Annotated in this window: 10 protein-coding genes and 2 CRISPR repeat arrays (1 of these 12 only partly in view); of the genes, 9 read left to right on the top strand and 1 reads right to left on the bottom strand. The window is 68.4% G+C overall.

From position 1 onward, the window contains the following. Nucleotides 1-1,397: direct repeats of the CRISPR family, unit length 29 nt; unit sequence GTCGTCATCAGCCCTAGAGGGTTCGCAAC (it extends 58 nt beyond the left edge of the window). A 287-nt stretch (nt 1,398-1,684) separates the two neighbouring features. From cas6 to cas2, 8 genes are read left to right on the top strand one after another with little or no spacing between them, the layout of a single operon-like run. Then, nucleotides 1,685-2,410, top strand: a complete 726-nt coding sequence (cas6, locus tag KM933_RS34640) for a CRISPR-associated endoribonuclease Cas6 (RefSeq protein ID WP_308013645.1) — start codon at nt 1,685-1,687, stop codon at nt 2,408-2,410. Further along, entirely contained in the window at nt 2,407-3,840 is a 1,434-nt protein-coding gene (locus KM933_RS34635) for a hypothetical protein (protein ID WP_221360093.1), read from the top strand. Before cas6 ends, KM933_RS34635 begins: the two co-directional genes overlap by 4 nt. After that, on the top strand, nt 3,840-4,910 hold the full coding sequence (gene cas7i, locus KM933_RS34630; RefSeq protein WP_221360091.1) for a type I-B CRISPR-associated protein Cas7/Cst2/DevR: 1,071 nt from the start codon (nt 3,840-3,842) through the stop codon (nt 4,908-4,910). The genes KM933_RS34635 and cas7i overlap by 1 nt, the downstream gene beginning before the upstream one ends. Next, entirely contained in the window at nt 4,907-5,608 is a 702-nt protein-coding gene (gene cas5, locus KM933_RS34625) for a CRISPR-associated protein Cas5 (protein WP_308013644.1), read from the top strand. The genes cas7i and cas5 overlap by 4 nt, the downstream gene beginning before the upstream one ends. Continuing rightward, nucleotides 5,590-7,998, top strand: a complete 2,409-nt coding sequence (gene cas3, locus KM933_RS34620; protein WP_221360078.1) for a CRISPR-associated helicase Cas3' — start codon at nt 5,590-5,592, stop codon at nt 7,996-7,998. Before cas5 ends, cas3 begins: the two co-directional genes overlap by 19 nt. Then, a complete protein-coding gene (locus tag KM933_RS34615; RefSeq protein ID WP_308013643.1) occupies nt 7,995-8,504 on the top strand; it encodes a CRISPR-associated protein Cas4 in 510 nt (169 codons plus the stop codon). The genes cas3 and KM933_RS34615 overlap by 4 nt, the downstream gene beginning before the upstream one ends. Next, on the top strand, nt 8,504-9,484 hold the full coding sequence (cas1b, locus tag KM933_RS34610) for a type I-B CRISPR-associated endonuclease Cas1b (protein WP_221360076.1): 981 nt from the start codon (nt 8,504-8,506) through the stop codon (nt 9,482-9,484). The genes KM933_RS34615 and cas1b overlap by 1 nt, the downstream gene beginning before the upstream one ends. A 6-nt stretch (nt 9,485-9,490) precedes the next feature. Next, complete coding sequence (cas2, locus tag KM933_RS34605; protein ID WP_221360143.1) at nt 9,491-9,754, top strand: CRISPR-associated endonuclease Cas2; 264 nt, start codon at nt 9,491-9,493, stop codon at nt 9,752-9,754. An 89-nt stretch (nt 9,755-9,843) separates the two neighbouring features. Beyond that, nucleotides 9,844-10,846: direct repeats of the CRISPR family, unit length 29 nt; unit sequence GTCGTCATCAGCCCAGGAGGGTTCGCAAC. Between the two features lie 222 nt (nt 10,847-11,068). Here the strand turns inward: cas2 and KM933_RS34600 are convergent. Beyond that, nucleotides 11,069-13,591, bottom strand: a complete 2,523-nt coding sequence (locus KM933_RS34600) for a DEAD/DEAH box helicase (protein ID WP_221360074.1) — start codon at nt 13,589-13,591, stop codon at nt 11,069-11,071. A 372-nt stretch (nt 13,592-13,963) separates the two neighbouring features. Here KM933_RS34600 and KM933_RS34595 point away from each other — a divergent pair, with 372 nt between their 5' ends. Then, nucleotides 13,964-14,386 carry a hypothetical protein gene (locus tag KM933_RS34595; protein WP_221360062.1) on the top strand — a complete coding sequence of 141 codons (423 nt, stop codon included), beginning with the start codon at nt 13,964-13,966 and terminating at the stop codon, nt 14,384-14,386. The last annotated feature ends 347 nt before the right edge of the window (nt 14,387-14,733 follow it).

Here is a 14,733-nt window from a genome sequence, read left to right as displayed (position 1 = left end):
CGCAACTCGTCGTCATCAGCCCTAGAGGGTTCGCAACGTGGGAGGGAACTCCCCCGCCTCCTCCCGCTGTGACGTCGTCATCAGCCCTAGAGGGTTCGCAACGCGGGCATCCCGCCGCAGATCGCGGCCCAGATGAGTGTCGTCATCAGCCCTAGAGGGTTCGCAACGCGAACGCCTCCCACACGGGCAGCACGGTGGGCACCGTCGTCATCAGCCCTAGAGGGTTCGCAACACGGTCTCAGCGAGCTGCCGCCAGGACAGGCCCTGCGTCGTCATCAGCCCTAGAGGGTTCGCAACACATGGTTGCCAGGGGCCCGGAGGTGGCCATTTCGTGTCGTCATCAGCCCTAGAGGGTTCGCAACATGACGATGTCACGCGCTGTGGCGTGGGCTTCGAGTCGTCATCAGCCCTAGAGGGTTCGCAACCTGACAAGATCCTGGCATCCACCCAAGCCGCCGACCGGTCGTCATCAGCCCTAGAGGGTTCGCAACAGGAGGAAGAAGCCGCGAAGGCCGACGCCGACCGCGTCGTCATCAGCCCTAGAGGGTTCGCAACTCTGCGTCCACGCTTCCACGCACTTCGGGGCGCCGGTCGTCATCAGCCCTAGAGGGTTCGCAACTCCACCACTCCCTCCTTCGCGAGGAGATCCACGACCGTCGTCATCAGCCCTAGAGGGTTCGCAACCTGTGCGGACAGGGGCGCGGCAAGCGGGGCCTCGGGGTCGTCATCAGCCCTGGAGGGTTCGCAACCCGCTTTCGGAGGTGCAGCTGACGACGGTGTGCGGGTCGTCATCAGCTCGTGAGGGTTCGCAACCGCGGCGGCGACCTCCTCGACCCCGCCAACGCCCGGGCCGTCATCAGCCCGTGAGGGTTCGCAACTAGGCGAAGGAGAACTGGGTGACGCGACGGCCCTTGTCGTCATCAGCCCATGAGGGTTCGCAACTACGGTCGGGGACCGGCTCCCGCGTGGTACGCAGCCGTCGTCATCAGCCCGTGAGGGTTCGCAACTGGGCGGAGTGCGGGCCGCAGGCCGCTGACGACGAGGTCGTCATCAGCCCGTGAGGGTTCGCAACACCTGCTCCGTCGTCAGGCCGTGTGCGCCGGCCGCGGTCGTCATCAGCCCTGGAGGGTTCGCAACCTGACCCGCGCAAGGAGAATCCCATGCAGACCGCCCGTCGTCATCAGCCTTGGAGGGTTCGCAACCCGAGGCCAAGAGCACTGAGCGTGAGCTGGACCGCCGTCGTCATCAGCCCTGGAGGGTTCGCAACGTCAACGCGAGCCGTACGGCCGAGACCCGGTACACCGTCGTCATCAGCCCGTGAGGGTTCGCAACGTTGCGGCGGCTCCCGCTGCACCTGTCAGGTCGTCGGTCATCATCAGCCCATGAGGGTTCGCAACGCGAAGAACGGCTCCGCTTGCCGCTCCATCCACAGATCGGCATCAGCTCAGGAAGGTTCGCTGTCGCTTCATGCCTGAATAGTAGAGGTTTATGAGTGTATGCAGTGTTCTGTCGGTGGTGCAGGTGTGCAGGTCAGAGCGTTTTGGGTGCCGCAGGGGTGGGTGCCCAGACTGGTGCGGGCCGGGAGCGGGTCCGGCCGGATCACTACATGTGGTGACGGATTGGCTTGTTTCTGTGATCTTGTGTCGGTGTTTCAACTAGGTTGCCGAACGGGGCTGTTGGCCGTGTGGTCGACGCGGAACTAGTGGAGGGGGTGTTGGGGTTGCGGGTTCGGGTGGATGTCACGCCGGATACGGCGCATCTTCGCTGGCAGGACGTGCACGGTCCCGCGCGGGCGGTGGTCTACGGCCTCTTGGAGAGCCGTGATCACGAGCTGGCGCAGGCGTTGCACGATGAGGGCTGGCAGGGCCAGCCTTTGAAGCCGGTCGGGGTGGGTGGGCCGCAGTTCATCGGCGCGCCGAAGAAGCGGGGCGTCTATACGACGTCGTCGCAGGGGTCGGTGTGGTTCGGCTCGCCGGTGCCGCAGATCGCTTCCGTGCTGGTGGCAGCTCTCGCGAGCCGGGAGGAGATCGTGTGGGGCGCGACCCGGCTGCGGGTGCGCGGTTTCACCGTCGACATCGCGCCGCCGGCGGATACGGGGGCGGTGGAGGTGGAGACGGCGACGCCGGTGGTGCTCAAGCACGACGGCCGTGACCTGCTGCCGGGCGACGATCATTATCTGGAGCGGCTGCAGCACAACCTGGCCCACAAGGCCGACATCCTGGGTCTGCCCGCCCCGCACGGTCTGCGGGTGCTGGAGGCCGGTCCGCGGCGCAGGTTCGAGGTGGGCGGCGCGCCCCGCAGGGGTGCGTGGGTACGGATCGCGATGGAGGCGGATGCCCGCTTCGTGGAGGCGGTGCGTTCCTGGGGGCTGGGTCTGGAGACGATCCAGGGCTTCGGGTGGATCCGGTGACGGCCACCGGCCCGCTCACCGCGACGGGGCCGCTGACCGCGACGGGGCACCCGTTGCAGCGTGCCGGCGCTTGGGCGGCCGCGGTGATGGCAGGACGATCTCACCCCGACGACGTCACTACCGCGGACGTCGAGCGGGTCGCGCAGGTGATGGTGCAGGACGTGCTGACGGCGGCCACCGCCGTCAAGGACACCGACCGCTACGACTGGTGGAAAGTCCTCAACGCCCTCTACCCGAACTCCAAGGCCACCCGCAGCAGCCGGCCCCGCGACCGTGCGCTGCTGCAAGCAGAGATCGAAGCCCTGTTCGTGCCCGACACGGACCAGACGGCGGGCCCGTGTGCGTTCTGCTCGAGGCCGGCGAGTGTGCTGTGGGCCAAGTCGAACCTGCCGTTGTTCGACAGCAGCAGCGTGGTGAACATGCTGCCGCTGCAGATGCGGGGCTGGCCGGTGTGTTACGGCTGCCGGATCGCGATGTGGGCCCTGCCCTATGGGGCGTGGGTGAGTGCGGGATCGGCGACCGTTTTGTCGTGCGAGAGCGAGGCGGCCATCGCGCAGTTCGCCCGCCGTAATGTGCAGCGCGCCCGCCGCATCACCCAGGCCGGGTTCACCGGCCTGCCGGCCGGTGCGCGCCCGGAGTACGTCACGCTCGTTGCCCTGCGGGACGCCGCTCCCGGGTTGTGTGCGACGACGCTGTGGACGTTCAAGAACGACAACCAGGAGCCGTGGCTGCGGGTGACGCAGACCCGGCGCGCGGTGCCCGTGTTTCTGGCGCGGGTGGATGCCAACGCCGCGCTGCGGCGCGGCTGGCACCTGCTGGCCCGCGCACTCACCCGCTACGACAAGGCGGGCAAGGTCACCGCCCACGGTGTGCAGGAGGCAGCGAGGCTGCTGTTCGAGGCCGAGGACGGCCGCAGCCAGTCGCTGCTTTTGCGGGTGCACGAGCTGTTGAAGGACACCGACCGCCCTCTGCCGGCGGGCGGCCGTGAAGGGCTGGCCCGGCTGGCGCTGGCCTATGCCGAGGAGGTTCTTGGAATGACATCGGATGTGACGGCGGTGGCGACTTTGATCGCCCAGTGGATCGCCCGGGGCACCAGCCCGCGCGGGCGGTTCGCGGAGTACCGCAGTGCGGCGCTGAGCGACTACAAGCTCGGCATGCTGCTGATGCAGGCCTACTCGCGGCTGCTGCTGGACGGCCAGGCCCCCGCCCTGGCGGGCCCTGAGCAGTGGCAGGCGCTGATCCAGCGCAGGCCGCGGGCCTGGGAACAGCGGATGCTGCTGTTCGCGCAGGTGTCGGTGCTGCTGCAGCAGCAGGGCGTGGCGATCAGTGAGCAGCCGGCCAATGAAGAGGAACAGCGCCGGCTCGAGGCTTTGGAGAACCAGCCGATCCTCGACGACGCGGAATTCGACTACGAGATGGGACCGGCGTAATGGCGTATCTGGCAGGAACGATGGTGCTCGCGGTGCAGGCGGGCGCCCCCAACAACGGCAAGGGCGAGGAGACGACCGGCCGTATCAAGCATGCCCGTATCCGCGGCCAGCGCTACCCGTACGTGTCCGCGCAGGCGGCCCGGCGCTGGCTGCGCGAGGGCATGGTCGAGCGCGGCATGGTGCCCTCCCCGGTGACCCGGGTCGGCAAGGCACAGAGCAAAGCCCAGAAAGCCACCACGGGCGCCGACCCGGTGCGCTACGCCGACGACGACCTGTTCGGCTACATGAGCGCCGGCGCGAAGAAGGACAACGCGGCCACCACCTTGCGCGACAGTCCTTTTCTGCTGGGCACGCTGATGTCGGTGGAGCCCGTCTACCCGACCGAGGACTTCGGCGTCATGTCCCGCTCCATCAGTGAACCGGTCCTGCACAGCCACGAGTTCTACACCGCCGATCTGGCCGCGCCCTTCCTGCTGGACCTGCCGCGCATCGGCACCTTCACCCTGCCCGGCGACGACGGGAAGGGCCGCCCGAACTACCTTAGCCAGGAGCAGGCGCTGCAAGTCGCCGAAGCCGCCGCGCTGGGCGCCACCCCCACCCGCTTCCGTGACCAGATGGCCGTCAGGCTGCCGCTGGCCGAGCGCACCCGGCGCGCCGCGATGCTCCTGGAGGCCCTCGCCCACCTCAGCGGCGGCGCCAAGCAGGCCCTGCACTACGGCGACCGCACCCCCTCCCTGCTGGTCATGGTGCCGTTCAAGGGCGGCGTCAACCCGCTGGCCAACGTCGTCGACAACGAAGAAGGGGCAGGAGTACGCCTGCGCGGCGACGTCCTGCTCAAGGAACTGCAGGCCTGGCAGGGCGAATGGGAGGGCCCGGTCCGCATCGGCTGGCGCCCGGGTTTCCGGGACGCCACGCGGGAGATCTTCGAAAAGCAGTGCGCCACAGAGCTCGAGGAGCAGCGCATCGTCATCGACCATCCCCGCACCATCCTGCTGGGCCTGGCCGCCGACGTGCGCGAGGGGAGGCTTAACGCATGGTTCGAGGACCCGGCCCAGCCCACCACCGCGTGACACAGCCGCCGCCCGCCGCACCCGTGCACGCCTGGCGCATGGAGTTCTACGCCCCCGTCGCCTCCTTCCGCGACCCGCTCTTTCCCCGCGTCACCCGCGCACTTCCGGTGGCGCCGCCCTCCACCGTGCGCGGCCTGCTGGCCGCCGCCACCGGCGCCGCGGCCGAACCCGTGACCCTGGGCATCGCCGCATACGCGGACGGGGCGGGCGTGGATCACGAGACCTACCACCCCATCGCCGCCGACGGCACCAACCCGGCCGTCGCCGGCCGGGTCCGCGCCGTCAAGGGCGGCATGACGATCCGCGACCGCCCCTTCCTGGCCGGCGTGCACCTGACGGTGTGGCTGCCCGAACCGGACGGCAGCCGCCTGCACCAGGCCCTGCGGCGGCCGCGGTGGCCACTTCGCCTGGGCCGCTCCCAGGACCTCGTCCACGTCCGCGCCATGACCCCCGTCGTCCTGGAACCCGCCGACACCGCCGCCATCGGGCACGCACTGGCCCCCCAGGACGGCCACCAAGCCGGCGCCGCGCACCTGTACCGCATGGCGGCCAGCATCTCCACCGACCGGCTCACCACCCACTGGGCCGACTACCTGTGGTGCGACGAACCCGCCGGCCCCCACCCCGTGCACGGCGCCCTGCGCGACACCACCTGGAGCCGGCAGGAGGAACAAGCCGTATGGCTGCTGGCCCCCTGACCCCGCCCCCACCCCCGCCTGGGCAGCGCCGGCGCTCCCTGACCGAGGTACGGGCCAAGTCCCGCCCCCGGCACGACCCGGAACGGCTGACCACCCACTCCCGCACCGTGCACGCCATGGTCACCGACATCCGCGACCGCATCGCCATCGCCGGCATCCTCGCCACCGAACCGGCGTTCTGGACCCGCATCTCCCAGGCCGCCCTGCTGCACGACGCCGGGAAAATCGCGGAAGGCTTCCAGCGGCAGCTGGAACCCGGCGGCCCCCTGTGGGGCGAGCGGCACGAAGTGCTCTCCCTGGCCTACGTCGACCTCCTCGCCCCCACCGCCCGCTGGAACACCGCCGACCGGCTGATGATCGCCACGCTGGTCGCCTCCCACCACCGGCCCCTGCACGCACCCTCCTCCCTGGGCGGCGGCAAGACCAGCCTGGCCCGCCTCTACAACCAGCACACCGACTGGGAAGAAGCCTTCACCCGCACCACCACCCTCCAGCACCCCCTCACCCAGGTACCACGCGGCCTGCACCAGCAATTCCTCGCCTGGCTCGCCGGCTACCTCACCCTCGACCCGCCCGCCCCCCACACCAACGATCCGACCCTGGCCCAGCGGGCCCGAACCCTCCTGCAGGAAGTCCTCACCGCCTGGGAACAGCCAGTCACCGCACACACCGGCCTGCTCGCCGTCCTCGCCCAAGGCGCCCTGACCCTCGCCGACCACGCCGGCTCAGCCCACGAGCACCTGCAGACCCACATGCCGCTGCACCCCCACTACCTCACCCGCCTACCCCACCCCCCGCACCCCCACCAGCACGCGGCCGCCACCACCGATGGCCACCTGGTCCTCGCCGCACCCACCGGCAGCGGAAAAACCGAAGCCGGACTCGCTTGGGCCGCCCGCCAAATGCCCACCATGCCCGGCCGGCCCCGCCTGATCTGGACGCTGCCCTACCGCGCCTCACTCAACGCCATCCGCCGACGCCTCGCCCACACCCTCGACCCCGCACCCGGCGACACCAACGCGGACATCGGCCTCCTGCACGGCGCCCTGGCCCGCACCCTGCTCTCCGAAGCCCTCGCCGACGACTGCGCCCCCACCCCCGACACCGCGCGCAAAGCCCGCGCCCGCGCCGCCGCCATGCGCCTGTTCACCCAGCGCGTCCGCGTCGCCACCCCCTACCAGCTCCTCAGCGCCGCCCTCGCCGGCCCCACCCACTCCTCCGTCCTCCTCGAACAGGCCAACGCCCTGTTCGTCCTGGACGAACTGCACGCCTACGACCCGCAGACCTTCGGCCGACTGTGCGCCGCCATGCGGCTGTGGGAACGCCTGGGCAGCCGCTTCGCCGTCCTGTCCGCCACCCTCGCCCCACCCCTGCTCGCCCTGATCACCGAGAGCGTCGAGCACCCCGTCACCCTGCACACCGCACCCCACGGCACCGCCCCCGTGCGCCACCGCCTGGTCCTGGACGACGCACCCCTCACCCATCCGGCCAGCATCGACCGCCTGCGCTCCTGGCTGAACGACGGACACAGCGTGCTGGCCGTCACCAACACCGTCACCACCGCACAAACCCTCTTCACCGCCCTCGCCGACGACGCCCACACCGCCGCCCCCGGCGACCCGCACGCCGCCCTGCTGCTGCACTCCCGCTTCAAAAACCGCGACCGCGACGCCATCGAACACGCCCTGCTGCACCGCCACCCCGAACGCACCCCCGGATCAGGCCGCCTCCCCGCCGGCCTGGTCGTCGCCACCCAGACCGTGGAAGTCTCCCTGCAACTCGACCTCGACCGCGGAGCGGTGGAAAACGCCCCCATCGAAGCCGTCGCCCAGCGCGCCGGCCGCGTCAACCGCCGCGGCCTGCACCCCGACGGGCCCGCCGAGTTCCGCGTCCACACACCCCAAAGCCACCGCCCCTACGACAAAGCCGCCGTCCAGGCAGCCTGGGACGCCCTGACCACCCTGACCGCCGACGGCACCGACACCCTCAGCGAACAAGACATCGACCGCCTCCTGCACCTGGCCTACGCCACCCCCTGGGGCAAGGAATGGGCCACCCTCGCCCGCGATGCCCGCGACGCCTTCACCGCCGACTTCCTCACCTTCACCGACCCCTTCCACGACCGCAGCGAATACGCCCAAAAACTCAGCGAACGCTTCGACACCATCGAAGTCCTCCACCGCGACGACACCAGCGAATACCAGCACCTCACCACCAGCCAGGACACCGACCCCCTCCTGGCCTCCGGCCTGCTCATCCCCCTGCGCTACAACCAACTGGCCACCTATAACGCCACCTACGACCAACGCCTGAAGATCCACCTCATCGACGCCGAATACGACAGCCACCTGGGCCTGCGCCCACCCACCCCGCCAGAAACCATCCTGTGAACCCACACGAACCCACCGCCGACCCCCTGGGCGGCGTCCACATCAAATACCTGCGCCACTGCCCCCGCCAGCTCTGGCTCTACATGCGCGGCTACCGCCCCGAAGCCAACAGCGACCTGGTCGCCTTCGGCGAACTCGTCGACGCCACCACCTTCACCCGCCGCCGCCACGTCGACCTCGGCGAAGCCCGCATCGACTGGGTGACCGCCGGCGCCGTCATCCACGAAACGAAATCCTCCCGCACCCCCTCACCCGCCCACGACGCCCAAGTACGCCACTACTGCCTCCTCCTCGAACGCCGCGGCATCAACGTCCGCGGCGGCATCGTCCACTACCCCCTCATCCGCCGCACCACCGACGTCCCCTGGAACGACGACGCCCGCACCCTGGCCGAAGACACCGAAACCGAAGCGCACACCGTCATCGCCGCGCCCACACCACCCGAACGCCTTACCCGCAGCAGCTGCCGCGGCTGCTCCTACCTCGACTACTGCTGGGGAGACTGATGCCCGCCGTCGGCCGCACCTACTGGCTCACCGAACCCTGCCGCATCCGCCGCGAAGACAACAGCGTCCGCATCGAACGCCCCGACGGCAGCCCCGTCCACATCCCCATCACCGACATCCGCGACCTCATCGCCTTCGACCACATCGACATCAACACCTCCGCCCTCTCCCTCCTCAGCCAAAACGGCGTCACCCTCCACGTCCTGGACCACTACGGCAACCACGCCGGCCACTTCACCCCCGCACAATCCATGGCCTCAGCCAGCGTCGTACGACACCAAGTCGACCTCACCGCCAACTCCCAACAACGCCTCACCATCAGCCGCTCCATCGTTCTGGCCACCGCCGAAAACCTCCGCTGGTCCCTCGACACCGACCTCCTCGACCCCGCCCTCGACCAATTGCGCACCGCCCTCCCGCACTGCGACAGCACCGACGCCCTCATGGGACAAGAAGGCAACCTCCGCCGCACCGCCTGGGCCGTCCTCGACACCCAGCTCCCACCCTGGCTACGCCTCAACGGACGCACCCGACGACCCCCCACCAACGCAGGCAACGCATTCATCAGCTACCTGAACGCACTCGTCTACGCCCGCGTACTCACCGCCCTGCGCAGCACACCCCTGCACCCCGCCATCGGATTCCTACACTCCGACACAGACCGACGCCGCAACACCCTTGCACTCGACCTCGCCGAACCCTTCAAACCACTCTTCGCCGAACGCCTCCTCAAACGCGCCGCAGCCCAAAAACACCTTAAGGAAACAGACTTCGAAACCGACGTCGGCCGAGCAGCCCTCAGTAAAAACGGGCGAAAAAAGATCGCAGCACTAGTAAAAGAAGAGCTCGCCACCACCGTCTACCACCGCACCCTGAAACGGCAAGTCAGCTACGAAGAACTCATCCACCTGGAAGCACTAAAAATTGTTCGCCTCTGCCTCGAAGGCACAACATACAAGCCATTCAAGCCATGGTGGTGAAAACACATCTTCGTAATCCTCGTATACGACACCGCAACCGAACGCAATCCGAAAGTACTGAAAACCTGCCGCCAATACCTTCACTGGACGCAACGCAGCGTATTCCAAGGTGAACTATCCACCGCACAATACCGAGACCTGCTGCACTCCCTTGAAATAGTCATTGACGCTGACTACGACAGCATCGTCACCTACACCACCCGCTCACCCAGCATGATCGAGACGAACACGCTCGGAGTGGCTCTCGGAGGGCCAGGAGACATCCTCTGACCAGCCCTGATACACCACCGCCCGCCTGCTGCAAAAAAGCCTTGCATGTTACTGACAAACAGGGCTCTCACCTGCTGCTTTACACTCGGGTCGTCATCAGCCCAGGAGGGTTCGCAACAACTCCAGGCGTCCCGTGCGGACCCAGCCGTCCAGCGTCGTCATCAGCCCAGGAGGGTTCGCAACAACTCCAGGCGTCCCGTGCGGACCCAGCCGTCCAGCGTCGTCATCAGCCCAGGAGGGTTCGCAACCGCCGTTCGAACTGCTCGGCAGGATCGGGGACCTGAGTCGTCATCAGCCCAGGAGGGTTCGCAACATGACGACCAGGCGGTGATCCGGCGCTTCGGACGCCGTCGTCATCAGCCCAGGAGGGTTCGCAACATGGCGAGCCGGGACTGGCCGGCGGCTTTCGCGTGGTCGTCATCAGCCCAGGAGGGTTCGCAACATGGCGAGCCGGGACTGGCCGGCGGCTTTCGCGTGGTCGTCATCAGCCCAGGAGGGTTCGCAACTGACCTGCCTGTCCTGCGGACACCGCTTCCGCTCCCGTCGTCATCAGCCCAGGAGGGTTCGCAACACCCAGGCGCCGCACCGGCCGCAGACGAGCTGTCCGGTCGTCATCAGCCCAGGAGGGTTCGCAACACGAGGCGCAGGTGCAGGGCCTCACGAACGCCGACGGTCGTCATCAGCCCAGGAGGGTTCGCAACGCTGGGCCCACTCCCGGACCGGCACCGTCGCCAACGGGTCGTCATCAGCCCAGGAGGGTTCGCAACCCTTCAGCGGATCCTTGCCATGACCCTTCAGACGCGTCGTCATCAGCCCAGGAGGGTTCGCAACAGGAGGCTCAACATCATGGCCGTGGTCTTGCCCCGGCGTCGTCATCAGCCCAGGAGGGTTCGCAACGTGCCCCTGCCGCGTGGCAGGCGGCGGCCGGTGCCGGTCGTCATCAGCCCAGGAGGGTTCGCAACGCTGTATACCTCCGGGGAAGTCTCGCCGCACCTCCCGTCGTCATCAGCCCAGGAGGGTTCGCAACAAGGTGAGCGGCACCGACAGCAGGGCGGGCAGGCCGGTCGTCATCAGCCCAGGAGGGTTCGCAACTGGAAGCACTGCATGTTGCCGTTCAGGGCATCCAGTGTCGTCATGGTGCGGTGACGGTGTGGGCCAGGACGGCGACGGTCTGGCGGCCGAAGCTGCCTCGGACTCACGCTCCGGTGAAGCGGACTTGGTCGGCCGCCCACTCGCCCGCCCGCTGCCACGGGCGCAGTCGCCCGAGCAGGTAGCCGGCCGCGAGGGCGGCGGCCGCGGTGACGACGACGGGCATCACGACCACCGCATTCCGATCGCGGACAGCAGCTCCATCCGCTCCGGTGTCAGCGTCGCCGCCCGGCTGCGCTGATTCCCGATCCATGCACCGAGCCGGTGCTCTCTCTCCTCCTGGCCCTCGCCGACGATCCGCTCAACCCACTTCCTCGGGACCTGGAGGTGGCCCTCGCGTTCGTAGTACTGCTTGGCGGCCTGGTAGTTCATGGCCCATTTGTCGGCTTGCGTACGGCGCGGGGGCGGCTTCTCGTCCTCGGCTGCGGGTTCGATGCCGAGGACCTGTTCGCACATCCACTGCTGCACGGTCGTGAGCTGGTCCCACCCGTACCGTACCGACTGCACCCACCGTCCGAGATCCTCGCCCTGGCGCAGGACGTCGCCCGCCTCGGTGGGCAGCGCCTCGCCCGCGTCCAAGTGGAGCCGGACGAGGTGGAAGCAGCGCTGCCACGTCACCGGCCAGCTCGGGCACCAGGAGGCGTCGATCTCCTCCAGCTGCTCGCGCCGCTCCTCCGACAGGGCCCCGGCCGACGACTCCACCGGCAGCCCCTCGGCACGCCGCTGTTCGTTCTCGGCAGCCTTGCGGGCGGCGGCCCGCGCGTTCTTCAGGAAGATGCCCACCTTCGCGCCCTGGTAGGTGGCGTCCAGCGGGGCCAGGAGGTGTCCGTGTTCGGCAGCCCACCCGCGGGCGGCGGACAGGCCCTCCTCCCACGCGACGTCGAAGTGGGACCAGATCATGCCGAGTTTCTCCAGCTGCGCGATGCGGTCGGCGTCCATCGTTCCGCGGGCGTAGAAGCGGCGGGCGTCGGCGGTCCACTGCCCCAGGGGGAAGTTGGCGAGTGAGGCCGGCCACCTCTCGCCCTGCGCCTCCTGGTCGCCGACGGCGGGCACTCGGTACGTGAACGGGACCTTCAGGTCGCCGTGCTTGCGGGCGTAGATGACGGCGGCCTCTACGCCGCGTCGCCAGTGTTCGTGCTCGGGGTTGAGGACGCGCAGGTTGATGAATGCGGCGAGGGCGGCCGGGTCGCGGGGCGTGGAGAACTTCAGCAGGGCCTTGGCGGGGCCACTGATGCCTCCGGAGCCCTCGCCGCTCCCGCCCCTGCTCTTGCCGCTGTCGTCCTTGCTGACGGGCTTGGAGCGGCTCGGGGCCTGCTGCTCCGCGAGGCTCTCCACGACCCTGGCGTCGTGAGCCCGCAGCGCCTCCAGGAGCTTGGCGAGCCCGCCGAACGCCCGGGAGGTCAGCATGTTGTCCGCTGTCTCGCCCGGCCCGAGCAGGACCGGCACGACCAGGCTGGCCATCTTGCCCTCGCCCGGCTGCATCCGCAGCGCCCGGCCCACTGCCTGGACGAGGTCGGGCATCGAGCCGCGCACGTCGGCCCAGTACACGGAGTCGCAGTTCTTGGTGTCGACGCCCTCGCCCAGGACCTTCACCGAGCACAGAAAGCACTTCTCCACCACGGTGCCGTCCGTGGCGATCCCGGCGGCGAACTCCTTGAGGAGCCGGCGGCGGTGGAGCGGCTTGTGGTCGCCGCACAGCCAGTCCGCCCAGATCGTGGCCGGGTACAGCTCCGGGTCGGATGCGTGCAGCTGCGCGGCGACCTCGGGAAGGCCGGCCGCGAACGCCTCAGCCTCCTTCACGACGTGGTGGAACACGAGCGTGCGGCGGAAGCCCTCCTCAGTGGACGCCTTCATCAGCGCGGTCTGCAGAGCTGCGAGCCGCGCCCCGCGGACCTCTGCCGAGCGGCCTTCGGCGCCCAGGAGCTGTGCGGCTTGGAGCGCGGTGTCGGTGACGTCCACGCATACGACCTGGTAGGGGGCACAGATGCCCCGGTCGATGGCCTCCGAGAGCGTCAAAGTGAACGCCCTGCTGCCGAAGGGACCCTCAGGATCGTCGTCCATGCTCGCGACCAGCTCGCCCGGTGCGCCGGCCTCGTCCTCGTCCCCGAGCTGCCACAGCCGCGGCGTGGCCGTCATGTACAGGCGGCGCAGGGAGGGGATCTTCTGGTTGTCGTGGACGACCGCCCATGGCTTGCCGATCCGGCCGGAAACGCGGTGGGCTTCGTCCACGACGATCAGGTCCCAAGCCGCCAAACCCGCAGCGTGCGCCCGCTCCAGCGTGCCCAGACCGAGGCTGGCGTACGTGGCGTACACGGTCACCTTGTCCAGGCCGCGCGTCCACTCCACCAGCTCGTCCACGTCCGTGGTGTTGGGGAAGGACACCTCCTCACCCCGCAGCGAGGAGACTCCGATCATCGGCCCCCGGCGGCCCCCCTCACGCCACGCGGCCTCGGTCTGGGCGAGCAGGTCCAGCGAGGGAACGAGCACCAGCACACGGCCCGCGTGGAGCTCCTCCGCGCTGCGGACCGCGACCCGGGTCTTCCCGGACCCGGTCGCCATGATCACCTGTGTCCGCAGACCCCGCTCCGGCACTAGCGATCTTGCAGGCAGTTCGAGGACACGCAGTACCGCGTCAATGGCTTCTCGTTGGGCCGCCTCGCGCTGATCAACACGGCCTGCGCCCGACATATTCGCCTGCCTTCTCCTGGAGTGCCGCCCAGTCGATTCGAACGGCGGGATACGAGAAACCCCCACGTAGGGGAGCTGCTAGGGCTACGTTTGAACTGACACAATCGGCTGATCACTCTGCCTCATCGAAGCCCCGATCAGGCCGTTGACTTGATCTGCACAGCCCTTCAGATGGTTCCGTGGCGGTGTGCTCTGAGTACAGAGTCTATCCCGATCTAAAAATGAAGCACACCAACCGCCACTTCGTAAAGTACATAGATGTAGCGGACTTGACGCACGCAGGGACTATGCCTCACAGATCAGAGATGGCCAAAGTTGACCGAGGCTTCCCGCGCACTGTTTGATCGGACCACAGGATTCTATGATCGAGTCATGGGGACACAGGGGAAGAGCAGCTGGTTAGCTGTCGGGATTCTGGCCTGCGGGTTTGCTGTGCTCATTGCCGTGATGGGTGCAATATCCTGGTATCAGGATGAACAACAGAGGCCGACCAGGCCTGCGTCGGATGAGCTAAATCTCGCAAAAAAACCGTACATATCCATCTCGGGTCCAAGCGTGCGAGGTTCCATAAGTAACTCATCCGGGCTTTCATGTTCATACGTGGTTAAGGTGCGGATATCGGGCACAAACTCTTCAGGGGAAGAAGTTTCCGCCGAGGGGTCCGAGAGGGTCTTCGTTGCCCCAGGAGACTCCGAGGAATTCGTTGTAGGCGTCGTTGAGCGCCTGGGAGGCGACGGCATGGACGACGTGGAAAAGGTAAAACTCCTGTCAGTCGATCGCTCCTGCTCAGACTGAAACGTCAGGCAGGCTCTGAAGCCTGCCTGACCCCCCTCCCTGTTGCTGCTGTTTGTGGCGTGCGCCCCCCGGGTGGGCCGCGCGGAGCGTGGCACGCCTTGCCCGCACTGGAGTTGGCGGGTCTGCCGTGAGTGGCTGGAGCGCAGCGGAGGCCACCGGTCGGCTGGAGGCCGGCCGCGCCTCGCAACGCGAGGCGCCTGCCCTGCGGTTGGCGGTCGCGCGGAGCGCGTGCCGCCTGGCGGTGAGCGGAGCGAGCCGCATCCGCTCACGCGGAGCGGGAGCGGCCGGGGAGCGAAGCGACCCGGCTCGCTTCTTCGGGCGAAGCCCGAAGGGACCCGCTCCGCGGG

It is taken from the genome of Streptomyces beigongshangae (assembly GCF_019710745.1).
In the GTDB taxonomy this organism is placed as follows: Bacteria; Actinomycetota; Actinomycetes; order Streptomycetales; family Streptomycetaceae; genus Streptomyces; species Streptomyces beigongshangae.
Note: the sequence above shows the minus strand (reverse complement) of the source record. Positions and strands in the feature narration are given on the sequence as shown.